The sequence below is a fragment of the Paraburkholderia madseniana genome (genome assembly GCF_009690905.1).
GTDB lineage: Bacteria > Pseudomonadota > Gammaproteobacteria > Burkholderiales > Burkholderiaceae > Paraburkholderia > Paraburkholderia madseniana.
The window spans coordinates 121,824-143,335 of record NZ_VOSW01000006.1; the positions used below are offsets into that span (position 1 = coordinate 121,824).

The window sequence follows — 21,512 nt, forward strand, 5'->3', positions numbered from 1 at the left end:
GAAACGGCTTACAAACTGAATGCCGACACAAGCAGTGTCGTTACGCACGCTAACGGCAAACATCGGGATTTCTATACCCCGTTGCGGCAGTTGGCGAGAGTTCATAGAATGAATGCTGTGGTGCGGCCATCACCCACAGCATTCGCGATAATCAGCGTGATGTGAAAGACATCTGCGCAGAGGATTCCGGGCACATCGTCGTGAAGCCGGTCCAAAGCACCCGAAATCTGACTTTCACATCGGAACACGTTGCTATCGAACGTAAGGCCGCAATCCCTCTTCGGATCAATGCCACCGAAGATATGCGACGCTGCGTGATGCCGAAATCGGCTCACCTTGCGTATCAATTTCGCCGGTGATGGTTAACCAGATTGGGTCGCCATCGAATGTTGGGCGGTACAGATAGCCTACGATGGACCCCGTAAAGAAAGTCCGGCCTCGATGTTTTGCAAAGTTCTCAGGTACTACCTGTTTCAGATAGGCAAGTTGGTCTTCCCAAGTCCATGCCGATATATCGTCAGGCAGTCCGATGTTGAATCGCTGATTCCCACCAGTGAAGCAAAACATCGTTATCTGGGTCGGGCGTGACAGTTCCGGGATGACCTCGACATGAGGGCGAAAGGACTGTCTTGCTTCATCCTCCTCGCGTCTGGCCACGACCTCACGCTCTCGCTGTAACAAGACATCGTTTTCGGCCATCGCCGCTGTCAGCCGATCTCTGTCTATGGCGAACCGGCTGGATTGAAGTCTTTCAATCAGAAGCTGGTTTCCTTCCCCATATGCAAGCCAGCAATCCAGTCGCTCAAGTGCCTTGGAAAAGTTATTGAAACCAAGTTCAGCAAAGAACTCCTTCGGGGACAATCCCGACTGATCGATCACATGCAGAAGCAGTTTGCCGATGGGATAGTTAGAGTAGCGTGGTTTCATTGCCCAAACCTCCCCTTGGATTCGAACCGTTCATGTTCGGCATACGGAACAAGGGCAGCGAAGAAACTGACGATGTGAGGCAAGTCGTTGGCATACACCGGAAGCAAATCTTCCTTCATCCAGTGCGCGGAGCGAATGATGCGGAACCCGCCTATGACACCGTTGGTGCAACGGGCGCGAATAGCTTCGCGCACTTCGGCACGCGGCTTCGCAAAGAGAAACGAACCGGGACGCACGGTGCCGGGAAGCCCCGTCAGCAGTACGTGGTTCTCAGGCGCATTCAGTTGGAATAGGAAGCCATGAAAAAGGCTGTCCAGTGAGGGCAGAACGCCCAGTAGTGGCTGTGTCATTGACATCTCCCGCCCCGATGGTTCCGGCGATCACCGGCCTTCGGGGTAGAGAGGCATGGCGACGCTTTAGCAGAATTTGTGAGTCGCGCTGCAAGTTGTGCTTTAAATCCGCGACGTGAAACAAAAAACCCGTTCAGCTTGCGCTAAAACGGGTTCTTGTCCGCGCTTTAGCTGTATTTTTAACGCCCCCGCAAGCTGATCTGTCAAATCGGGGCAGCGACAAAGTAGCAAGGCGGTGTGCGAATGTCAACTACTTATGGTGCAATCCGGCGACGGGTATCGTCGCATCGGCCCATCGAACTTTCAATGCCGCAACTACAGGCGAAGCGGTGTATGCGGTTCGCGGCGTCAGGCGGTCTCTTGCTTCACCTGACCGAGTCGTGACAGCGTCGAACGCGAGAAACCGGTCGCCGCGATGATTGAATCCAATTGCAAGGAGAGCGCATCACGTTCTTGACGGCGACGCATGCGGTGATTACCGGTTCGTCATTCAGGCGTGTTCGCTGCCTTCCTGCGCGATGCGCGAAGGTCCGACCAGTCGATCAACGCACAAGGCACACCATCCGGGCCAAGTCTGCCTTGCTCAACAGATTCGTTTTTCTGCGCTCGATGCGGAACGCCGACGCTGACATCCAACTCGGGACTTACCGTCAATCGATCTTCACGAACGCGCATGATGGTCTGACGGCTGGTTTTCATCTCGCGTGCAATCTGCGCAACGGGAAATCCGGCATTCAGCATCTCCACCACGACAGCACGCTGCACTTCCGTCAGCGCCGAAGGTCTGCCGAACGCCTTTCCTTCAGCCTTTGCACGGCGGATACCGGCATGTGTCCGTTCGATAAGCAAGTCACGCTCAAACTCGGCGACGGCGTTAATGACCTGCATCGTCATCTTCCCTGCTGGACTTGTTAGATCAACGCCGCCAAGCGCTAGGCAGTGGACGCGAACGCCGATGGCTTCCAGACGTTCGACAGTTGCGCGAACATCCATCGCGTTGCGCCCAAGACGATCCAGCTTTGTCACGATCAGAACATCGCCGTCTTCCAGTTTGTCGAGCAGCTTGGCAAAGCCCTTGCGTTCGAACGCTGCGACCGAACCGGAAACAGTTTCAGCAACGATGCGCTGCTTGGCGACCGAGAATCCCGCCGCTTCGATTTCTTTTACTTGATTGTCGGTCGTCTGGTCCGTGGTGGAGACGCGGCAATAGGCAAACAGTCGTGACATTCGCACCCCATGTGTCCGAAAGAGATGTACGAATGTTACCAGGTGTCCGATACGTATACAAGCAGAGATTCGGACACGCGAATCTAGGCTGTCCAAATGCGCTCCATTTTGGACACCTTCCGGTACCGACCAACGGTAACGAGGGGTTCCAACGTCCTTTTGCGTATCATGTGAGCTTTCCTGCTACAGACCAAATCACATTAGCAACGGGCACAATCGATGGACATCACCTCAGTCATGACGGTCGCAGAACCCACGCCTACTGAAGAGTTTAGTTTTCGACTGACGGCGTTGAAGTTCAACGATGGGACCAGCCTTCAGATCGGCGAAGACGATTTAGTGGTAATTGTCGGTGGCAACAACACCGGCAAGAGCCGCACCCTGAAGGACATACGTGCGTACTTCTCGACTGATATGTTCGGAAATGCCGAATACGAAGGACTGGTTGTGCGTTCAGTTGAAAATACGCATACGACCAACCTGCAAGCGGTCGAATCATGGCTGCTATCCGAAGACGCGATTACCGATGTTCCCGGAGCGTCTCCGCAACAACCGACCCGTGGTTCGCGGCATCCCCGGAGCACGGCGCTGAGTTGGTTCGCAAGTAACGTAGTATGGCGGAAGAAGATACTCGGCGCACATTGCATCGAACTGTTAGACACAGAGACGCGCCTCAATATAGCCAATCCAGCCACAGCCATTAGTTTTTCTCGCGGCGACGCAATCTCAAATCCGATCCAACAGCTTTATCGAGACGATGATTTAGAGAAGGAAATCTCCAATTACTTTCACGAAGCCTTCAACATGGATGTCGTCGTGAATCGCGGCGATGGCGGAGCCATTCCGCTTCACTGCGGCAACCGACCTGTCCCGCATGAAGGCGAAGACCGCGTGTCAAATGGCTATTTGGAAAGGCTCGTTAAGCTACCGCTGGCGCACGAACAAGGTGATGGGATGCGTAGCTTTCTCGGGTGCCTGTTGCGCGTATTTGTATGGAAGCCGTTCGTGACCTTGCTGGATGAACCCGAGGCATTTCTTCATCCGCCTCAGGCTCGATACCTTGGCGCATTGCTGGCGAACAAGAAGCCGAAAGGCCGTCAAGTCATCGTCTCGACGCACAGCGGCGATTTTCTTCGCGGCGTTTTGGACGCAAATTCGAAAAACGTAAAGATAGTAAGACTCACCCGCGAGGGCAACTCGAACCACGCGATTGAACTCAGCAGCACCGACCTCAATACGTTGTGGAGTGACCCGCTTTTGCGACACTCGAACCTGCTTGACGGGGTATTTCACGACGGAGTAGTGCTTTGCGAGGCCGACACTGATTGCCAGTTTTACTCGGCAGTGCTGGAATCGCTGGTGCGTAATCAACCTAAAGTCCGGCGGCCACACGTACTCTTTGCGCACGTCGGGGGGAAAGATCGCTTCCGCACAATTGTTCCAGCCCTCCGGTGTCTTGGCGTACCTGTTCGAGTAGTTGCTGACTTTGACATCCTCTCTTCGGACCACCCATTGCGAGGCATCGTTGAGGGTCTTGGCGGCGATTGGGTCCGGGTTGAGAAAGACTTCAACATACTGCACGCTGCGATGAAAGGTCAGAAAAAGGAGCTTTCCAAAGCAGATGTCGAGAAAGAGATCGCGGATGTCCTTGCGCAAGCCAAAGAAGTTATCTCCGAAGCCGACGCTGAAAAAATTCGCAATGTTGTAAAACGCGGTTCTCCATGGGCGCTCGCCAAGCTCTCCGGCAAATCGTTCGTCCCGGCAGGAGATGCGACCAAAGCGTATCAACGACTGCACGCATACCTTTTCCAAATCGGGATTCGTGTCGTAGAAGTCGGCGAGATGGAATGCTTCTGCAAGTCGATTGGCGGCCATGGAACGAAATGGGTCAATGAGGCAATGAAGCGAGATTTAGCTACGGACCCGGAGCTTCGTGATGCGCGCGATTTCGTTGCAGGCATCTGGCCCATCGGTTGAACGACTCAGTTGATCGACTGCCCCCTTTGCAAGCGAGCGAATTACCGCCATGCCGATACCCGATTACCAAACCCTGATGCTGCCCGTCCTTCGTGCTGTTGCCGATGGTCAGGAACATCGTTTTCGCAGCATAGTCGAGAAGCTCGCCGACGAATACCAGCTTACCGATGAAGAACGGAACACGCTTCTCCCAAGTGGCACTGCACCGTTATTTGACAATCGGGTGGGCTGGGCGCGAACGTACCTGAAACAAGCGGGCGTGGTTGAGTCCAAAAAGCGCGGCTACTTCAATATCACTGAACGCGGTAAAGCCTTGCTTGCGCAAGGTCCCGCCCGAATTGATAACAGCACACTGGATCGATACCCGGAATTCGCGACATTCCGGCAGAAGAAGACCGGTGACGCGCAAGCCACGGTAACGCCGGTGTCGCAGCCCGGCGTTACCGCGCCTGAAATTGACGGATCAACGCCCGAAGAATCGTTCGCACAGGCATACCAGCGATTACGGGCCAATCTCGAAGCCGAGTTGCTAGACCAAGTCAAATCTGCGACACCTAGCTTCTTCGAAAGATTAGTGATCGACCTGCTGGTCGCGATGGGCTACGGCGGTTCTCGGCAAGATGCGGGAAGCGTCATCGGGCGAAGCGGCGACGGCGGCATCGACGGAACGATCAAGGAAGATAAACTTGGCTTGGATGTTATCTACGTGCAAGCTAAGAAGTGGGAAGGTGCGGTTGGGCGCCCTGAAATCCAGAAATTTGCCGGGGCGCTGCAAGGACAGCGAGCGAACAAAGGCGTTTTCATCACTACGTCCACGTTCACCCGCGAAGCGAAAGAGTACGCGGGCGTCATCGCGTCAAAGATCATCCTTGTGGATGGCGATCAATTGGTCAAGCTTATGGTAGACCACAATGTCGGCGTTTCGACGGTCAGCACCTTCCAGGTGAAGAAGGTCGATTCCGATTACTTCGAAGGTGACGCCTTGTGACCAACTGCCGACCGGTCGCTCGCGCAATTCGCTAACGCATTCTCGGCATCTACGACGAAGAAGAAAAAATCAATGAGCAATCCACGCGCATGGTCCCTACTCGCCGTTGACGGCGCCCGACAATACGGCGGAAACACTGGCTATCAGGACGATCCGTCTCAGGTCTATCGATATGACAGTTTCGTCGCCAACCATCAACAGGTCGCCAAGGACGACGTGGTCATCATCCGTTCACCATCGGGGGTGCTTGGTGTCGCGCAGATCACCGGTATTGAACTCGGAAAGGGCGAGAAGGAGCGACAGCGTTGTCCAATCTGTGGAGTCAGCGACATCAAGCGACGGACGACAATCGAACCGCCGTGGGTCTGCCGAAACCGACATGAGTTCTCAGAACCAGTACGCGAGACGGTAACGGTCGATACGTTCGCGGCGCACTACGGTGAAACGTTCCGGTCAGCGCCGCCCGGTCTGACGCTGGATCGGTTGGCTGCCGCGGTAGTTCGCCCCAATGACCAAATGTCGATTAAAGAAATCGACTTGGCGCGGATCGAACCCTGGTTACGAGATGACCCCGATTGCAACGCGTTAGTGAAAAAATTCGTCATCGGCATCGACATCGATACCGTGAGCACCGCTACGAACGACGATCCTCCGCACTCAGTCATCGAAGCGCGGAGACGAGTGCTTCGGGAATTGAATCAGAGACGTGGGCAGGCGAAGTTTCGAAATCGGCTTATTGCCCGGTACGGTGCCGCCTGTCAGATAAGTCGTTGTGCTTTTCCGGGACTGGTGGAAGCCGCTCACATCCGGCCATACGCCGAGACGAATGACAACGGAGCGCACAACGGACTGCTACTTAGAAGTGACCTGCACACCCTCTTCGATCTCGATCTGTTGGCAATCGATCCGTCAACCCTGACCGTCAAGTTGCATCCCGACGTGTGTGCAGCGGGCTACGAAGCATTCGCCGGCACGCCCCTTTTCCTGAACGGCACGTCTGGCCCCGATCTGGCCGCGCTATCCGACCGATGGGAGTCTTTTCTACTGCGGCAAGCCCCCGAAGATGCATCTAGCCAATCGGTACCAGTGGCCATCCCTGTTTGAGTAGTTCTCGTGATCCGGTTCGGTTAAGGCCGGAAGATCGCGCTTTCCGAACCGGAACCCTACAGGTTCGCTTACGGCACACCCTATTGACCCTGCGAACCGGAACTGCGCGCCGTTGTATTCTTCAGCTTCTACGAATTGATGGGGGAGATTCGCGTGGCGGGGACGAAGCTGATAGCAGCACGGAAAGAACTGGCATTCGCCAAAACGGCGCTTGACAACCTGAAGGTCGCGAGCGGGCCGGACGACGAAGACACTCACTGGAAGGAGTTCATTGGCAGGCTTACCCGATTCTGGAACAAGACGGAATCCGCACTCAAGGGCGATCCCAAGTTCTATAACTCACCCCATGTGAAACGGGTGAAAGCCGCGTTGAAATCGGACGAGTTGATACGTTACTTATCTCAGGCACGCCATGCAGACGAACACCGGCACGATGACACCACGGGCGTGATGCCGGGCGGCTTCGAGAACGTGTCCACTACAGATAGTAGCTTTCGCGTTCGGAATCCGAGGATCACGATCGGCGGCGTGACCGTCGATGTCCCCCCGCCACCCGGTTATCGCAGACGAACAGTCAGGGCAGAGTTGCGCTTGAGAGCGGTGAAGAATCGGGAACAAACATACGATGTGCCGCGCTTACATGCTGGTCAAGACATCTCACTGGCGACGATCCAGATTTATGGCGAATTGGGGTTGGCGTTCTATAAGTCGATATTGGATGGTTTGGAACGAGATGGCTGGGACAGTTAATCGCATCACTCGTATCGTCAAAGAGAAGCGGAAGCCGTCCCTGTTACGGCGATACCGTGAGTCAATGCTCGGCATCTGGACCACGCAGCACCAATCGAACGTAATGTATTGCGCCCTTCGGTCGCGCCGCTTCGCGGTGAACAGGCGTGACCAACAGCACAGAAAAACGGACAGGACGGGCGCAACCATTTCTGTTAGGCCACAGAAGAAGAAAAATTATTTTCTATCCGCACCTATGGACGACGGGCACCCCTTTATAGGGGTGTGTCCTTGTCCGTCCTGATTAGGTCAACGACCAGATCGAAGGACAACTGGTTATTTTTGCCTGTCCGATTGTCCGCCGAAATCACTTCGCCCAAACGTAGTCGCCGTGGCTTCCGACAAGATTGGCCTCGTTCACCAACTGGTCAAAGGCACGATCAAACGCCCGGCGGTTGGCATCGTCGGTCGTACCTGCGCTGATGCCAGCACTGATTGATTCGTCTTTCCACTTCTCTTTCGGAACCACCAGTCCCGGAGCGCCAATGCCAACGGCCTTCTTCAATTCATCGCTTGGAACCAAACCACAGGCATCCGTCATTCTTTTCAGTACAGATAGGCACGTAATTGACGGTGCACGCAGTTTCACACCGGCAGCGTTCTTCGATGGCGTATCGAGCATAACAAGGGCAGCAGACGAAATATTCCCGTCAAGCGGTACGCGCTCGATCCGAAACTGACGATCTTCGCCTTCTTCACCTTCTTTGTTCTTTTTGCAGACCAAAGCACGGGCATCGCCCTTCCGGTCCACGCGATATTCATAGTCCACTGCGCCAGTGAGGCCGGATGCACCACGCAACCGATCTCTGTCACCGTTCCCTGAGTGATGGACGATGACGACCGATGCATTGAAAGGAAGGCGCAGGTGAGTATCAAGCAGATTCATGAGAAGCCCCATGTCCCGATTGCTGTTCTCGTCCGCGTTGCCGATGTTCCGCGCCAGTGTATCAATGACGATCATTCGCGGCGGATTATTCGGGGATGCGACCTTCGCAATCTCAGCAGCAAGCCACTTCACACTTTCGTCACTAGACAGCGGGATCGGAGCCTGCCATAGGTACAGCGGTGCTGTCTGCAACGACACGTTGTTCTTCGTCTGCCATGCCGTCAGCCGTCGTCCAAAGCCCTTCTGACCTTCACCGACGATGTAGAAAACGGCACCCGGCTCGACATCTTGACCATGCCAGTCAGTGCCGGTCACAATACAGCACGACCAGTCAATTGCAACGAAACTTTTGCCGCTGCCCGATGCACCGAACAGCATGCAGGACGTGCCTTGTTCCATGACGCCGTCGATCAGCCATTCAACGGTGTGCGTTTCGGCCATCGCATCGGCAGCGCGAACGAAACCACCAGTACGGACCGCAGCTTCAATTTGTTTCGTTGCGTTCTTGCCGGTCAGCGCCTTGGCGATGGTCATCTGGCCATAGGTCAGGCCGTCAGCCGTATGTGATTTGTCCCACTTCTCAGGCCGGAATAGCTCCGACACCCTAAACAGACGGTCCAGAGTCTCGCCGTCCTGCGTCGCACCGGCCAGCATGTTTGCCAGTGCGAGGTCTGCTTCGGACTGACTTGGGTAGTCGGAGAAATCACCGTAATCAAACAGTTTGCGGAAACGTTGGCCGTTACCGGCTTGAGCCGCATTCGCCAGAATGACTGCGTCATCCACTAATTTGGTGACGCCACCATCGGTAACGGTGGGCAGCTTCGCAGCCGCGGCCGTAGATTTACGGAAATGCGTCTCGTACAGCCAGTCAAGGGCTTCTGCCTGATGGACGATGCCAGCCGCGTTGCTTAACTCATGACCGGTGACGGTGAAGTAGCGACTGCTGCCTTCACGGTAGCATTCGATATTCTTGTGCTCAGTGCCCTTGCCGGATCGCGGAAATGTCCCGAGGGTAAGTATATGAAGACCGTCACCGCTCGGTGACTTCTCCATGTATGCATCACCGAAACGCTCGACGATCTCGGCGGCCAGTGGTGTGACTTCGCCGGATTCGTCGAGAACGTGGTCAAGATCAATGCCGACCAGATCATCACGAAGAACGATACCGACGCCGTCGAAACTACCATCGAGATATGCGCGATGAACTTTATCGAACGTCGTCCACGTATCTGGATCGTTCGTGCGTGCAAACTGGCCATCGGATTGCCGTGGTGGCTTCGTCCAGCGTTCACTTTCACTGTCATAGTGCCATTGCCACAGCACCCAATGCGGGGACTCTTTCAGCGATGACGGGATACCATCGAAGTTGACAGGAAGAGCTTCTGGCTTTTGTTGGAGAAGAAGCGCCGCCATCACTGCATACCCCAACTTTCGGATGACTTCGGGGCTTGACGTTCGAGAAAGTCCGGCAGCCAGTCATGCGCGCGGCCACCTTGGGATTTTGCTACGAACTCACCTACCAGCGAACTGGGACAAGACGGAAACTGAATTCGCTGATCCCATGAAGCGTAGGCCGGATGGATGATTCCACTCAACCGGCAGAACCGAGTCGCAAAATTCATCGCGACCACCTTGAAATACTGTTTGGGTACTGGCGTGCGAAGTGCAACGATCAACTGATAGCTTCCGGTCGGCTGCTCCGACACGCTGTGGTTGTGGGTGCTATACAAGAAGGATGCAAGACCACCAACGCAGGCGAGAATGTCTTCGGCTTGCGTGCAACCTCGGACCTTCTCGAACTTGAATGCGAGAAAGCTGCATTCTCGCGCGTCGTATTCGTGAAAATGACGATGCCTGAACGTGAACGGCGAAAATGTCGCGCCGTCGTTCTTCGCTCTGATCTCTGGTGTGCGGCATCGCATCGCCAATTCTTGGAAGGATTCAGTCGTGCGTTCCGCTACCTTCGTGGTCCGGTTTCTGAACCATGAATACGTCACTGCCGAACCGAACTGATCGTCGGCGCGATGAAATACGTAAAAACCTTTCGCGGTGGGAGCGCGCGTTGAAAGTTGGGTCGTTGCTTGTCGCTGAGTTGTTTGTTGGTTTTGATGTTTCAGGTTCATTTTGGAGGTACTGCGTCTATACGTCAGCATTCCAAGCCTTCGGTCTTACCGCGCACTCATCGACGAGAACGTCGCATGCGCTACGGGAAAACCTTAAAACGCTTGAAAGCCGAATCTTTTGCCAAGGACGTTCCCGGACATCGCTTCGCGCAGACGGCAAAGCACAACCAAGGTTCGCGCAAACGCGACACCGGCTAAGTCAGGGAACTGCTAAGGGAAATTCATATAGACGCGCAACCTAGACGCAGTTGCGGCGTTGCAAGCGTTCGGCATAACTAGCGAACGTCACTCAGTAGAAGACTTCTTAGGATGTTCAACATCCGGTGAACAATTCGCTCACTGAAGAAGCCCACTATAGCAAAAAAGTGGCGTCATTGTCCACCAAAACGGTTGACAGCGTGCGTCTTGTGTCGTACCGCGCCAACACTTCACTGATCCTCCAATCAAATATCGTTACGCAAAGCTTTCATCTGTTCGTACTGCTACGTTCTACCGATTGAAGGAAGCCGTTGTTGCGCAGTGATGGGCGATGGTAGAAATCCGGCCACAGTCGTACCGCTATCCGTGCACATTCACCCGAATGTAGCGGGGGTCGTGACGTTGTGAAGTGCATTGCTACAGTCGCGGCGGCTACAGTCAGCACCATTGGTGGTGCCGCCCTGAATGCAATCGCCATCCGATAATGGTGCCTTACAGTCACCATCAATGCGTCTGACATTCACAGTCCTATGTAATCCGACTGTAGTTGCCATTCGCACAGTCGGACGCACCACCCACAATGCGGTCCCTACAGTCGTGCCACCATCCACAGTGCGCCGTCGCCAACCTACAATAGTCGGCACGGTGCCAATCGGGATCCCTGCATTCGTTGCAACAGTTGGCGAATGGTCGGCCTAGCATCGGCACAGGACTGACAATCGCGCACAGTCCACAGGACCAACAGTCAGCACCAATGTCATACAGTCGGGAGACCAGCATTCACTGGTCAGCCGCACCATTCAGTCCGCCTGCTACCAGTGAAACCAGATCGCGCAACAGTGGTTCAGACAATCGATCTACCATTGAAACAGTGATCCGCTACCAGTGGTCGCCGCGCATGTTGGTCAGTCGTGACCCTTCCAATGAAGACGACCATCAGTCACAACCGCGATTCACGTCACGGAAATCGGCATGGTCCCCACGACTGCCACAGTCGGCGAATGCGCGGCCAATGCACTTTGTGACCTGCGACGATGGCCGACACCGCAACCCGCCCACCCGCAATCGAAACAGCGACACGAAAAAAAGGCCGTCCACATGCGCGACGGCCCCAATACACACGCCGCGTGGAGATCACACGACAGATGCACGCTACTTAACTTGAAAATAACAGTCAAGCAGGCTGGCACTAGGGCAGGTCAGCAAGCCCGCTGGACCGTGTTCTTTGTGAATGCTGTTCAGCATGAATTCTGCCGTCGCACCCGTCATCCATTTCTTCTATGAAGGATTTCGCGACCCGCGTACACAGCCGAGAACACCCCAATTACCATCGAAGCGACAGCCACGGACTCGTCAGTCCGGCCTGCACTATATGTCGTCTCTGCGCAGCACCAAAGACCAATCCCTACGGCTGTCATGAACACACCGAAGACCAGTCCCCATACCGGCCCTGCCGTTTGCGATTGCAATTTGTGAAGTTTCTTCATGGTGCATCCCCGTTCGCTAATGGAAATGTCCTCAGGAAACGCGCTTATGTGGTGCACATTGGACCGTGGACGAAGGTCGATGGCACTTGATAACCATTCTCGTACCGGAAGAAGACATCAACGATTCCTCGCGTTGGTACGCTCGTAGAGAGCGTCGCGATCTTGGTCGGGCTAAACCAATGGCACCGCGTAATCTCGTTGCTAGGACACGGAGACGCGTGCGGAGCAATGTCAGCGCAGAAAACATGGTGCGACTTGCTGAAACCGGCGAACTGAAACAGGTAGGTCAGTTCTGCTTCGACAAGACAGGTTTCCTCTTCGAGTTCGCGCCGCGCCGCGTCAAGTGGTGATTCAGACCGGCGCATCGTGCCGCCCGGTAATGACCACCGTGATCGCGATCTGGCAACCAGAAGAACCCTATCTTCCTGCATGCATACGATTGTCGCTCTCTCTTTCATGCTTTTCGTGCGTGTCTATTCTGTAGGGACGAACTGGCTGCCTTTCTGAACTAGGGCATCTACCTATAAAGAAGCATGCCAGATGCCAATTTAACAAAGTTAGAATAATTTCTCTAAATGAGCAATACATCCGCTCAGTCAGGTACGAGATCGCGCACCAGATTATCCCTGCCTGACAACTGTCAGGCGCTCGAAGAAGCTAACAAAGGAGTGCATGAATGAGCGTTTTCGACCCCGAGCAACTGATCGCAGTGCAGAAGGCCAACTCCGCCACCCTGTTCGCCCTGACAAATCAGGCATTCGAACGCTTCCAGAGACTGGTCCAACTGAATCTGCAAACAGTCCAGTCGGCACTTGCCAAAAGCGAAGCGTACTGGCTGGAAGCGCAGTCCGTTAAGACGCCGGAAGAATTTCTCGCGTGGCGAACCAATCTGATGCAACCAGCCGCAGAACAGGCGCTCTCTTACGGTCGCCAACTGTGCGACATTGCGTCGGGCATCCAAGCGGAATGGATGAACGCTGCCACGGCCCAATATGAACATCACAGCCGTACCACCCAAACGCTTGTAGACAACCTTGCGAAGAACGCGCCAGCCGGTACAGAGATCGCGACGGCCATGACGAAGTCGGTGTTCTCGACCGCCAGTAGTGCGGGCGAGATGGTGCGCAAAGCGGCTGCGCAGGCCATCGAAGCGGCGAAGGGCACTCGCACGGCGAATCGGTAAGTCGATGCTCAGATGTCCAGCCGTCGTCACAACGCCGGACATCTGGTTCAGCACTCAGCCTGTCAGTACGAAGAGAGACCGCTTCGCAAGGAGACACGCATGTTGAGTCCGCATGAATTCGCCACGTTGATGATGGTCAAGGATGCACCGGATCAGATCGAAGCGGACCGTGCGGAGCTTCACACGCTGCTGGAACATCAACTAGTCATCTTTGAACTGCTGGCGTCAGGACACCGGCGACCCCGCATCACGCCGCAGGGCCATGCCGTCCTGAAAGCTGTTGCGCGGATTCGCTAGGCGATGTCCGTCTGTCAGCATAGGACTGATGGGAGCGGACAGTGCGGTGGCCGACAGTCATCCTGCAATCAAGCCAACCGGTCGGCGACTGCCAACCGAACGTAACGAAGGAGCCTGCGATGGGTGAATCGTGGATGGGGATTGTGGTCGGCACGTTCGTGCTGTTGATCGCGGCAATCGCTGTGATCGGACACTATCGCCGCGAATATCGTCGTGAGAAGTCGCTCAGGAACCTGGACGACTGGTGCCGCTGGACCCGATCCCGACACTGACAGTTTCGGGGACTATGAAGCAGTGAAATGGTGCAGGCCGCCAACTGCGTCATATGACCTTTGATCGCGCGCATTCACGGTGCAAGCTTGTCATCTACTACTCGCTGACCGGCGCTATACCCTGTCATGAGAGCATCAGCTTCAGTCGCGAAGGGCCGCTGGTTATCTGCTGTCAGACGTATTGGCGCAACCGTTGGACGAGAAGCGCCCAACCTTCGAATATGAACGACCGCTACGAAGCCGCGTGGTGGCAACAACGTGACGGTCCCGGCAGTTTCCCACACTGGTTCAAGCTCCACGGCGATCTCGAAGCCTTTGTAGGGGTAGATTCTCTTCATTGATGCGCTCGATTCGCGATCTTGCAGGGGTTGCAATTCTATCGCCGATCAGGTCGTCAAAGCAGCGGACACCGTCCTGTTTCTGCCGCGTTGTCGGTTTGGTCCCACCCAATCCGATCACGAAGCATGCACCAGCAACGCCGCCTGAATTCTTGCCAGCGATTCGGCAACATCCCCAGCGCTCAGACTGACGTAGTGCCTGTGCAGTATGTCGCCGCGCTTCGGTGCGTGTCCCAGAATCCGTCGCAAGATGGCGTCCCCGATCTCCAACTGTGCGCCGACGCTTGCGAGAAGTTTTCTCAGATCATGGAGTGTGAATTCTGGCGCTCCTGTATTGCCATCGCGGTTACATGAACCACGAACTCAAACTATCCTGCGACCAGCGTAATCGCGTAAACTTACGACCGGCGTTGGAAGCGCAGATTTTCTTGTTCCAATTCTGCTCCAACACCGCTCCACTCAACCAACTGGATTGGTCGAGATCGAATGTTGCGGCGCTCGCAAGTCATTGATTTATAAGACCGTCACGCAAGGCTACGAACGGCATCCAGACATGTGCAAGGCGGTGGATCGTGGTATGACGATCACCGATGTGAAGGTGCTGGAGAAGCACGGCGGGAAGTCGGGGGATTGGGTGGCGGGTTGATGACTGCGAACGTCATCGCCCCGCTCCATCGTTACAGCTAAAGCTATTGCCACAGAACGACAGCGCGGCTCAATCGTCCTCGCTGTCGTCGTCCTGATTGACGTCGCCTGGCGGCATGCCATAGCGCTTGACCAGTTCCGCCTTGAAGCCGGTCAGCGTCTTCTGCTCGTCGCACAGCTCATACACGTAGGCCAACTGCGACGGCCAGTCATTCAACTCCTGAGCAAAGATCTTGAGACGCTCGACGGTGTCGAACGCTCCCGCTGTATCACCGCTCAGTGCCTGCAGCACCGCATACCGGCGCAGCACGGTTTCCCCTGGCAGCAGCGCAATCGCCTGCTTGTGCATGGCGAGCTTGTGTTGCAAGTTCATCGAATTCATCGGCTCCAACGTCGCAAGGCCGTACTCGCCCCACGCCTGGAACAGGAACGACGGATCCGCACGATACTGCTCGGCAGGCCGCGAACCGTAGTACAACACCTCGGCGCGCGCGTAGTCCTTGTACACCGGATACAACGCGGCCAGCCCGCCGAAAACTACCACCTTGAACGCGCCGAATGACAGGCGGCCCGGCACGAGCCGCAGCGGCCGTGTCTCGAGCAAGCCGAACACGAACATCGCCGGCAGCAGGAAGAACATGTACTGCTGCGGATACTCGACCAGCGCATGCATGACCAGCACGCCGATCAACGCAATGCCGAACACGCGCGCAGCGCTCTGCGGCGCGCGGACCACGCGCACCAGCCACGTAATCAGACCGAACAGCACGATCGCAAGGCCGATCAAACCCGTCTTCGCGAGCAGGTCGATGAAAATGTCGTGCGAATTATTGGCAATCTCGACGCCGCCCAGCGCCTTCGCATACTCGAACTGGTAGCTCGGAAACTCGCCCCAGCCGACACCCAGCAGCGGATGCGCCTTGAACATCGTCCAGCCGTACTTCCACAGCGCCAAGCGCGGCGCGATCTGGCCGGCGTCCTTGAAGCGCTCGGCCGCCGACTGCCCAAGTTCCAGGTGGTAGTGCACATTGGCCCAGCGGATCAATGCATTGATGACGAAGAACAGCACCGCCAACGCGATCGGAATCAGCCATTCGCGATTGCTGCGGCGAAGATGCGGCTGACTGCGCGTCTGCGCGAAGGCCATCCAGAAACCCGCCACCACGATCACGCCCATCTGCAGCCAGGGGCCACGCGACACGGTCAGCGCGAGTCCAACGGCAAAAATCGTCGACACGAGCAGCCAGATGCTGACGGCAATGCGGCGCGTCTGCGCGAGGAACAGCGCACCCGCCATCGCGAATGCGATATAGGTGGCAAGGTGGTTCGCCTGCGCCATATTGCCGAATGGCCGGCGCTCGACGGTCACGTTGTAGGCGACGACCAGCGGCGAGACGCGCACCTCGAGGTGGAACAACTGGATCACCTGGCAAAACACCGCAAACAGGCCACCGATGATCAATGCCCCCGCTGCCCAGCGCAGTGCTGTCTCATTCAGCTTGGCGCGTGTGAAACCGTAGCCGGCGTGCGTCGCCATGAATGCGGCGAGCAGGTAACCGCCGCCGAGCCAGTTCATCGACGGCTGCGAGACCGGCAGCAGCACCGACTGTGCCACCAGCACGAGCCCGAACAGCAACGGCACCAGCGCGACCACCGGTGACGCAAACGTCACGCGCGGCCTCGCCGTCCACACCAGCAGCACGACGCCCGCGCCCGTCAGCAGATACAGCGCGAGCGCCGTGAATTCAGCGTAGAAGGTCGGAATCGGATACGTGTGGTTGGCGACTGCGTAAGGCAGCACCAACGCGAGAGCCAACAGAATGAGAGACAGGTAGCGCGCAAATGGGGTGGGCATCGAGTAACCGGAGGCGTCAGCAACCGGCGCACTATACAAAAAAATTCTCCTGCTGTGCGCCGGCTGGGCTGAAATATCCCGAAAATCAGCGTTTTACGTTCGGATAACAACTCACCCGATCTGCCACCCCATTGCTTACGCGCGGCACTCCGGCGGTGCAAGGTTCGACGGTAAGGAAGGCGTATCGGCTGGTGCGGGCCCGGCACCTGGCGCAGGCAACGAAGAGGCGGTTTTCCCGCCGGCGAAGCATTCCCAGGTGCCCGCGCCCGCCTGTACCGCGCCCTTGCTCAAGGCGATTCGCGCAGTCGGCGCGTCGGCATTGTCCGGCACCGATGGCACCAGAGTCAGCGTGTTCGACCCGGCAGGCGCGACGCGCGTCGCGAAGGCGACCGTGATCTGCCCGGTATCGTCGTCGACGTGAACGGATTCGACGTTGCGGGTGGCGGGCGGCGACGCATAACCACCGCCAAACGCATTGCCGCTCGCGGCGTTTTCGGACACCGCAAGCCGCGCGGATGCAGCCAGTGAGAGACCCTCACCAACGCGGCTGCGGGCCAGATAGTCCTGATACGCCGGAATCGCATAGGCGGCGATCACGCCGACAATTGCCAGCACGATCATCAGCTCGATCAGCGTAAAGCCGAAACCGGAACCGAAACGGCGGCAGGCACGTGCGAGCGGCACGCTCCAGCGCGCTCGTTCGAACGCGTTCCGTGGCGAAGGCGTGGACTGTGAAAAAGGGGAATACGGCAAAGTAACGGTCATCGGCAGGCTCCTGAAACGAAAAACGCCTGCCCCTCGAATCGGGGACAGGCGTTTCAATCGTAGCCAGCGGTGCGCGTTCCACACAGTCAGCCGAATGGCTAACGTTGCGCTGGCACGGTGGTGTTCAGGTCAGATCGGGGCGGCGTACGGTTCGCATTGCGCGGGTCCGCTCATGCCTCAGGTTCGGGTCCAGCCCGCCACGCGGCGTGTGCCGCGACGCTCGACTGAGACTCAGACTCAGGCTCGGAGTCAAGCCGCCGCACGATTCGCGTTGCGACGCTTGAGTAGATAACCGAGGATCACGACGAACAGCGCACCGGCGATGCTCATGCCGTATTCGGCCACCGGCGAATCCAGAACCGGCCAGCGGTCGCCGGCCGGGTCGTTGATGATCAGACCACCCGCGATCCAGCCCAGCAAAGCAGCGCCGAGCGTGATGACGATCGGAAAGCGGTCGAGCAGCTTCAGCACTAGCTGACTGCCCCACACGATCAGCGGAATACTCACCACCAGCCCGAAAATCACCAGCGCAAGGCGATGCTCGGGGTCGGCCGCCTCGGCCGCACCAGCAATCGCGATCACGTTGTCGAGGCTCATCACGGCATCCGCGATGATGATAGTCTTGATCGCCGACATCAGCTTGTCGGCCGGCTTGACGTTCTCGTGGACATCATGCGCGGGCGCCATCAGACGCACACCGATCCACAGCAGCAACAGGCCGCCCGCGAATTTCAGCAACGGCACGTCGAGCAGCGCCACGGCGAACGCAATCAGCGCCACGCGCAGCACGATGGCGCCGGCCGTGCCCCACAGCACGCCTTTCGTACGCTGCGCAGGCGGCAGGTTACGGCAGGCAAGCGCGATCACGACAGCATTGTCACCACCCAGCAGGATGTCGATGACGATGATCTGGATGACTGCGCCCCAATGGAGCGTGGCGAAGAACTCGAGCATGAGCAAAAGAATAAGAAGGAATCGGACGCGCGGGCAATAAAAAAGCGGGGGAGTCTAGACTCCCCCGCTTTTCAGGACTGCCTGCTCACGAAAGGGTTTCGTAAGCGTATCAAAAACGCGCCGTGATTGCGCGCGAATTTCGTTTTTACAGCATCGCCTTCAGAAGACGCGCCATTTCCGACGGGTTCTTCGTAACCTTGATACCGCATGCGTCCATGATTTCCAGCTTGGCTTCGGCCGTGTCCGCACCGCCCGAGATCAGCGCGCCGGCGTGGCCCATGCGCTTGCCCGGAGGCGCCGTGACACCGGCGATAAAGCCAACCACCGGCTTCTTCATGTTGTCCTTGATCCACTCAGCAGCATTCGCTTCGTCCGGACCGCCGATTTCGCCGATCATGATGACGGCGTCCGTTTCCGGATCGTCATTGAACATCTTCATCACGTCGATGTGCTTCAGACCGTTGATCGGGTCGCCGCCGATACCGACTGCCGACGATTGGCCGAGGCCGATTGCCGTCAATTGGCCGACTGCTTCGTACGTCAGCGTGCCCGAACGCGACACGACGCCGATGCGGCCCTTGCGGTGGATGTGACCCGGCATGATGCCGATCTTCAGTTCGTCCGGCGTGATCGTGCCCGGGCAGTTCGGTCCGAGCAGCAGCGTCTTGCTGTTCTTTGCGCGCATGCGTGCCTTGAGCTCGATCATGTCACGGACAGGAATGCCTTCCGTAATACAGATTGCGAGATCCAGGTCGGCTTCGACGGCTTCCCAGATGGCAGCAGCAGCGCCTGCCGGCGGAACGTAAATCACCGACACGGTCGCGCCCGTTTCAGCCTTGGCTTCAGCGACGCTAGCGTAGATAGGAATGCCTTCGAAATCTTCGCCGGCCTTCTTCGGGTTCACGCCTGCAACGTACGCTTCGCGGCCGTTTGCATATTCACGGCAAGCACGCGTATGGAACTGACCGGTCTTGCCGGTAATGCCCTGCGTGATGACCTTGGTGTCTTTGTTAATCAGAATCGACATGTATTGACCTCTGTTCGTTTGGCGTCATGCGGTGGCGCCGCGAAGCGGAATGTTCTCGCCCGCGTCGCTGTTGCGCCACTCACGCGCCGCCATTCGTAATCCTGGTAAACGCGCTCGGGGTTTGGCTTACGCCTTGCCCGCAGCGGCCGCGACGACCTTCTGAGCCGCTTCTTCCATGCTGTCAGCCGCGATGATCGGCAGACCGGATTCAGCGAGCATCTTCTTGCCGAGGTCTTCGTTCGTGCCCTTCATGCGGACGACGAGCGGCACCTTCAGCGACACGGCCTTCGACGCCGCGATCACGCCTTCCGCGATCACGTCGCAGCGCATGATGCCGCCGAAAATGTTGACCAGAATCGCGGTCAGGTTCGGGTTCTTCAGCATGATCTTGAACGCTTCCGTGACCTTCTCGGTCGTGGCGCCACCGCCCACGTCCAGGAAGTTCGCCGGTTCGCCGCCGAACAGCTTGATGGTGTCCATCGTTGCCATTGCGAGGCCAGCGCCGTTCACGAGGCAGCCGATGTTGCCGTCGAGCGAAATGTAGGCGAGGTCGAACTTCGACGCTTCGACTTCAGCCGGATCTTCTTCGTCCAGATCGCGATACGCGACGATTTCCGGATGACGGAACAGTGCGTTCGAATCGAAGTTGAATTTCGCGTCCAACGCGATGACCTTGCCGTCGCCGGTCAGGATCAGCGGGTTGATTTCGGCCAGCGATGCGTCGGTTTCCCAGAATGCCTTGTACAGGCCTTGCAGGATCGCGCGCGCTTGCGGCAGCGAAGCGGCGGGCACGCCGATCTTCGTGGCGAGCTCGTCGGCTTCGGCGTCTTTCAGACCGGTCGACGGGTCGACGGCGATCTTGTGGATCAGCTCAGGCGTCTTTTCCGCGACTTCTTCGACGTCCATGCCGCCTTCGCTCGATGCCATCACGACGATCTTCTGCGAAACGCGATCGATCACGAGGCCGACATACAGTTCCTTCTTGATGTCAGCGCCTTCTTCGATCAGCAGACGATTCACCTTCTGGCCTTCCGGACCGGTCTGGTGCGTGACGAGCTGCATGCCGAGGATCTGGTTCGAGAATTCACGAACCTGTTCCAGCGACTTGGCGACTTTCACGCCGCCGCCCTTGCCACGGCCACCCGCGTGGATCTGAGCCTTCACGACCCATACCGGGCCGCCGAGCTCTTCCGCGGCCTTGACCGCATCATCCACCGAGAAGACCGGCTTGCCGCGCGGTACCGCGACGCCGAATTTCCGCAGGATTTCCTTACCCTGGTACTCGTGAATCTTCATGCGTGATTCCCTTCAGTCTGAGAGTTGGATTGAACTTCGTTTCCGCTGCCGTCGTTCATGCCGGACGCGTTGCCGCCCTCACCTGTCTGGCGGGCTGCCCCGTCGCCTGACGATGCCGCGCGATCCGCTGTATACGGAGCGCGGCCATACCAGCGCGGATAAAACTGTTGCACCGCCTCGCCGTCGAAACGCAGCGCGTGGCAGCGTCCCAACTGGAATGGCGGTTTGTTGTTGGAATGCTCGTCTGTGCTGTCTTTGCTTCTGGACTGCTCGGTCCCGGAACTCGCCGCTGCGCCCGGCGTGTCTTCATTGGTGTTCCACACGTCGCCGGCGAACGCCTGGATTGCGGCGGTCGGCAAAAGCGCGCACAACTCGGTGAGATGCGTGCAGCCGGCCGTGCCGGCCAGCAAACGGGCAGCATCGCGACGGAAGTTGTGGAACAGATTGAGCCCGATGAGGGCACGGTAGGCGGGATTGCTGGCTTGGCACAAGCCTGGATAGGGCACCCAGTCGGACGACGCTTCGGCGTCGACGACGTTGAGCTTGCGATCGATGGTGATGCGAAGCCAGAGTTCATGGATCGGCTGACCATTGGGCCGGACGCCCGACGCAAGCACCACATCGCGCGGTTTTTCGTCGGTCAAGCACGCTTCCACATCCCACAGGCCATCGGCTCGCTCATAGGCTTCCGCTCTGATTGCGCGACGATGGCGCAACTGACGGGATACTGGCGGGGAGAGCGGCATGCGGGAAGGAAAGGCCGGATTGGAAAACCCACGAATTTTAGCATACTGGGTATTTGAGACAGGCCGGAATGCGCA

General features: G+C 57.3%; 20 protein-coding genes, 2 pseudogenes and 1 riboswitch. Of the genes and pseudogenes, 9 read left to right on the forward strand and 13 right to left on the reverse strand.

Going from position 1 to position 21,512, the window contains the following annotated elements; genetic code table 11:
• Positions 1-285: 285 nt before the first annotated feature.
• The 3 genes and pseudogenes from FSO04_RS05225 to FSO04_RS05235 form a co-directional block, all read right to left on the reverse strand.
• The gene (locus FSO04_RS05225; protein ID WP_154558685.1) at positions 286-927 is read right to left on the reverse strand and encodes a hypothetical protein; all 642 of its coding nucleotides are present in this window, start codon (positions 925-927) and stop codon (positions 286-288) included.
• Positions 924-1,277 (reverse strand): hypothetical protein, encoded by a 354-nt coding sequence (locus FSO04_RS05230; protein ID WP_154558686.1) that lies wholly within the window; start codon positions 1,275-1,277, stop codon positions 924-926. The genes FSO04_RS05225 and FSO04_RS05230 overlap by 4 nt, the downstream gene beginning before the upstream one ends.
• Before the next feature lie 150 nt (positions 1,278-1,427).
• A riboswitch (SAM riboswitch) is annotated at positions 1,428-1,502 on the reverse strand.
• 435 nt (positions 1,503-1,937) lie between these two features.
• A pseudogene (locus FSO04_RS05235) lies at positions 1,938-2,504 on the reverse strand (recombinase family protein); the annotation flags it as partial.
• Positions 2,505-2,723: 219 nt separating this feature from the next.
• On the opposite strand from FSO04_RS05235, the gene FSO04_RS05240 reads away from it, so the two are divergent.
• The 4 genes from FSO04_RS05240 to FSO04_RS05255 all read left to right on the forward strand — a co-directional run bounded on the left by FSO04_RS05240 (position 2,724) and on the right by FSO04_RS05255 (position 7,326).
• Entirely contained in the window at positions 2,724-4,481 is a 1,758-nt protein-coding gene (locus FSO04_RS05240) for an ATP-dependent nuclease (RefSeq protein ID WP_154558688.1), read from the forward strand.
• A gap of 49 nt (positions 4,482-4,530) precedes the next feature.
• Positions 4,531-5,469 (forward strand): restriction endonuclease, encoded by a 939-nt coding sequence (locus tag FSO04_RS05245; protein ID WP_154558689.1) that lies wholly within the window; start codon positions 4,531-4,533, stop codon positions 5,467-5,469.
• A gap of 72 nt (positions 5,470-5,541) precedes the next feature.
• Positions 5,542-6,573, forward strand: coding sequence for an HNH endonuclease (locus FSO04_RS05250; RefSeq protein WP_154558690.1), 1,032 nt, complete (start codon positions 5,542-5,544; stop codon positions 6,571-6,573).
• A gap of 141 nt (positions 6,574-6,714) precedes the next feature.
• Entirely contained in the window at positions 6,715-7,326 is a 612-nt protein-coding gene (locus FSO04_RS05255; RefSeq protein ID WP_199203010.1) for a hypothetical protein, read from the forward strand.
• 346 nt (positions 7,327-7,672) lie between these two features.
• Here the strand turns inward: FSO04_RS05255 and FSO04_RS05260 are convergent, their stop codons facing one another.
• The gene (locus FSO04_RS05260; RefSeq protein ID WP_154558692.1) at positions 7,673-9,664 is read right to left on the reverse strand and encodes a phage NrS-1 polymerase family protein; all 1,992 of its coding nucleotides are present in this window, start codon (positions 9,662-9,664) and stop codon (positions 7,673-7,675) included.
• Positions 9,664-10,374: a hypothetical protein gene (locus tag FSO04_RS05265; RefSeq protein WP_154558693.1), complete on the reverse strand. Its 711-nt coding sequence runs from the start codon at positions 10,372-10,374 to the stop codon at positions 9,664-9,666. The genes FSO04_RS05260 and FSO04_RS05265 overlap by 1 nt, the downstream gene beginning before the upstream one ends.
• Before the next feature lie 75 nt (positions 10,375-10,449).
• Between FSO04_RS05265 and FSO04_RS48240 the strand changes: the two genes are divergently transcribed.
• Positions 10,450-10,572 (forward strand): hypothetical protein, encoded by a 123-nt coding sequence (locus FSO04_RS48240; RefSeq protein ID WP_267905011.1) that lies wholly within the window; start codon positions 10,450-10,452, stop codon positions 10,570-10,572.
• 1,531 nt (positions 10,573-12,103) lie between these two features.
• Here FSO04_RS48240 and FSO04_RS05270 read toward each other — a convergent pair.
• Positions 12,104-12,517, reverse strand: coding sequence for an NUDIX hydrolase (locus FSO04_RS05270; protein WP_154558694.1), 414 nt, complete (start codon positions 12,515-12,517; stop codon positions 12,104-12,106).
• Positions 12,518-12,735: 218 nt separating this feature from the next.
• On the opposite strand from FSO04_RS05270, the gene phaP reads away from it, so the two are divergent.
• The 3 genes from phaP (at position 12,736) to FSO04_RS46265 (ending at position 13,811) form a co-directional block, all read left to right on the forward strand.
• Positions 12,736-13,242, forward strand: a complete 507-nt coding sequence (gene phaP / locus FSO04_RS05275; RefSeq protein WP_154558695.1) for a TIGR01841 family phasin — start codon at positions 12,736-12,738, stop codon at positions 13,240-13,242.
• 99 nt (positions 13,243-13,341) lie between these two features.
• The gene (locus tag FSO04_RS05280; RefSeq protein ID WP_154558696.1) at positions 13,342-13,539 is read left to right on the forward strand and encodes a hypothetical protein; all 198 of its coding nucleotides are present in this window, start codon (positions 13,342-13,344) and stop codon (positions 13,537-13,539) included.
• Positions 13,540-13,658: 119 nt separating this feature from the next.
• Positions 13,659-13,811 (forward strand): hypothetical protein, encoded by a 153-nt coding sequence (locus tag FSO04_RS46265; protein ID WP_166618148.1) that lies wholly within the window; start codon positions 13,659-13,661, stop codon positions 13,809-13,811.
• A 74-nt stretch (positions 13,812-13,885) separates the two neighbouring features.
• Here the strand turns inward: FSO04_RS46265 and FSO04_RS05285 are convergent, their stop codons facing one another.
• Positions 13,886-14,149, reverse strand: a complete 264-nt coding sequence (locus FSO04_RS05285; RefSeq protein ID WP_154558697.1) for a hypothetical protein — start codon at positions 14,147-14,149, stop codon at positions 13,886-13,888.
• Between the two features lie 550 nt (positions 14,150-14,699).
• Here FSO04_RS05285 and moaC point away from each other — a divergent pair.
• Positions 14,700-14,795: pseudogene (gene moaC / locus FSO04_RS05290) on the forward strand (cyclic pyranopterin monophosphate synthase MoaC); the annotation flags it as partial.
• Between the two features lie 69 nt (positions 14,796-14,864).
• Here moaC and FSO04_RS05295 read toward each other — a convergent pair.
• From FSO04_RS05295 to FSO04_RS05320, 6 genes are all read right to left on the reverse strand, one after another.
• Entirely contained in the window at positions 14,865-16,649 is a 1,785-nt protein-coding gene (locus tag FSO04_RS05295; RefSeq protein ID WP_154558698.1) for a PglL family O-oligosaccharyltransferase, read from the reverse strand.
• Between the two features lie 135 nt (positions 16,650-16,784).
• Positions 16,785-17,414: a pilin gene (locus FSO04_RS05300; RefSeq protein WP_154558699.1), complete on the reverse strand. Its 630-nt coding sequence runs from the start codon at positions 17,412-17,414 to the stop codon at positions 16,785-16,787.
• Between the two features lie 249 nt (positions 17,415-17,663).
• The gene (locus tag FSO04_RS05305) at positions 17,664-18,368 is read right to left on the reverse strand and encodes a TerC family protein (RefSeq protein WP_154558700.1); all 705 of its coding nucleotides are present in this window, start codon (positions 18,366-18,368) and stop codon (positions 17,664-17,666) included.
• A 145-nt stretch (positions 18,369-18,513) separates the two neighbouring features.
• The gene (gene sucD, locus FSO04_RS05310; protein ID WP_030101039.1) at positions 18,514-19,395 is read right to left on the reverse strand and encodes a succinate--CoA ligase subunit alpha; all 882 of its coding nucleotides are present in this window, start codon (positions 19,393-19,395) and stop codon (positions 18,514-18,516) included.
• 126 nt (positions 19,396-19,521) lie between these two features.
• Positions 19,522-20,691: an ADP-forming succinate--CoA ligase subunit beta gene (gene sucC, locus FSO04_RS05315; RefSeq protein WP_120303042.1), complete on the reverse strand. Its 1,170-nt coding sequence runs from the start codon at positions 20,689-20,691 to the stop codon at positions 19,522-19,524.
• Positions 20,688-21,437: a DUF2889 domain-containing protein gene (locus FSO04_RS05320; protein ID WP_154558701.1), complete on the reverse strand. Its 750-nt coding sequence runs from the start codon at positions 21,435-21,437 to the stop codon at positions 20,688-20,690. The genes sucC and FSO04_RS05320 overlap by 4 nt, the downstream gene beginning before the upstream one ends.
• Positions 21,438-21,512: the final 75 nt, after the last annotated feature.

Bases quoted from the DNA above. Each gene is read 5' to 3' on its own strand.
- FSO04_RS05225 (WP_154558685.1), bottom strand. From the start codon at position 927: ATGAAACCACGCTACTCTAACTATCCCATCGGCAAACTGCTTCTGCAT.
- FSO04_RS05230 (WP_154558686.1), bottom strand. From the start codon at position 1,277: ATGACACAGCCACTACTGGGCGTTCTGCCCTCACTGGACAGCCTTTTT.
- FSO04_RS05240 (WP_154558688.1), top strand. From the start codon at position 2,724: ATGGACATCACCTCAGTCATGACGGTCGCAGAACCCACGCCTACTGAA.
- FSO04_RS05245 (WP_154558689.1), top strand. From the start codon at position 4,531: ATGCCGATACCCGATTACCAAACCCTGATGCTGCCCGTCCTTCGTGCT.
- FSO04_RS05250 (WP_154558690.1), top strand. From the start codon at position 5,542: ATGAGCAATCCACGCGCATGGTCCCTACTCGCCGTTGACGGCGCCCGA.
- FSO04_RS05255 (WP_199203010.1), top strand. From the start codon at position 6,715: ATGGGGGAGATTCGCGTGGCGGGGACGAAGCTGATAGCAGCACGGAAA.
- FSO04_RS05260 (WP_154558692.1), bottom strand. From the start codon at position 9,664: ATGGCGGCGCTTCTTCTCCAACAAAAGCCAGAAGCTCTTCCTGTCAAC.
- FSO04_RS05265 (WP_154558693.1), bottom strand. From the start codon at position 10,374: ATGAACCTGAAACATCAAAACCAACAAACAACTCAGCGACAAGCAACG.
- FSO04_RS48240 (WP_267905011.1), top strand. From the start codon at position 10,450: ATGCGCTACGGGAAAACCTTAAAACGCTTGAAAGCCGAATCTTTTGCC.
- FSO04_RS05270 (WP_154558694.1), bottom strand. From the start codon at position 12,517: ATGAAAGAGAGAGCGACAATCGTATGCATGCAGGAAGATAGGGTTCTT.
- phaP (WP_154558695.1), top strand. From the start codon at position 12,736: ATGAGCGTTTTCGACCCCGAGCAACTGATCGCAGTGCAGAAGGCCAAC.
- FSO04_RS05280 (WP_154558696.1), top strand. From the start codon at position 13,342: ATGTTGAGTCCGCATGAATTCGCCACGTTGATGATGGTCAAGGATGCA.
- FSO04_RS46265 (WP_166618148.1), top strand. From the start codon at position 13,659: ATGGGTGAATCGTGGATGGGGATTGTGGTCGGCACGTTCGTGCTGTTG.
- FSO04_RS05285 (WP_154558697.1), bottom strand. From the start codon at position 14,149: ATGAAGAGAATCTACCCCTACAAAGGCTTCGAGATCGCCGTGGAGCTT.
- FSO04_RS05295 (WP_154558698.1), bottom strand. From the start codon at position 16,649: ATGCCCACCCCATTTGCGCGCTACCTGTCTCTCATTCTGTTGGCTCTC.
- FSO04_RS05300 (WP_154558699.1), bottom strand. From the start codon at position 17,414: ATGACCGTTACTTTGCCGTATTCCCCTTTTTCACAGTCCACGCCTTCG.
- FSO04_RS05305 (WP_154558700.1), bottom strand. From the start codon at position 18,368: ATGCTCGAGTTCTTCGCCACGCTCCATTGGGGCGCAGTCATCCAGATC.
- sucD (WP_030101039.1), bottom strand. From the start codon at position 19,395: ATGTCGATTCTGATTAACAAAGACACCAAGGTCATCACGCAGGGCATT.
- sucC (WP_120303042.1), bottom strand. From the start codon at position 20,691: ATGAAGATTCACGAGTACCAGGGTAAGGAAATCCTGCGGAAATTCGGC.
- FSO04_RS05320 (WP_154558701.1), bottom strand. From the start codon at position 21,437: ATGCCGCTCTCCCCGCCAGTATCCCGTCAGTTGCGCCATCGTCGCGCA.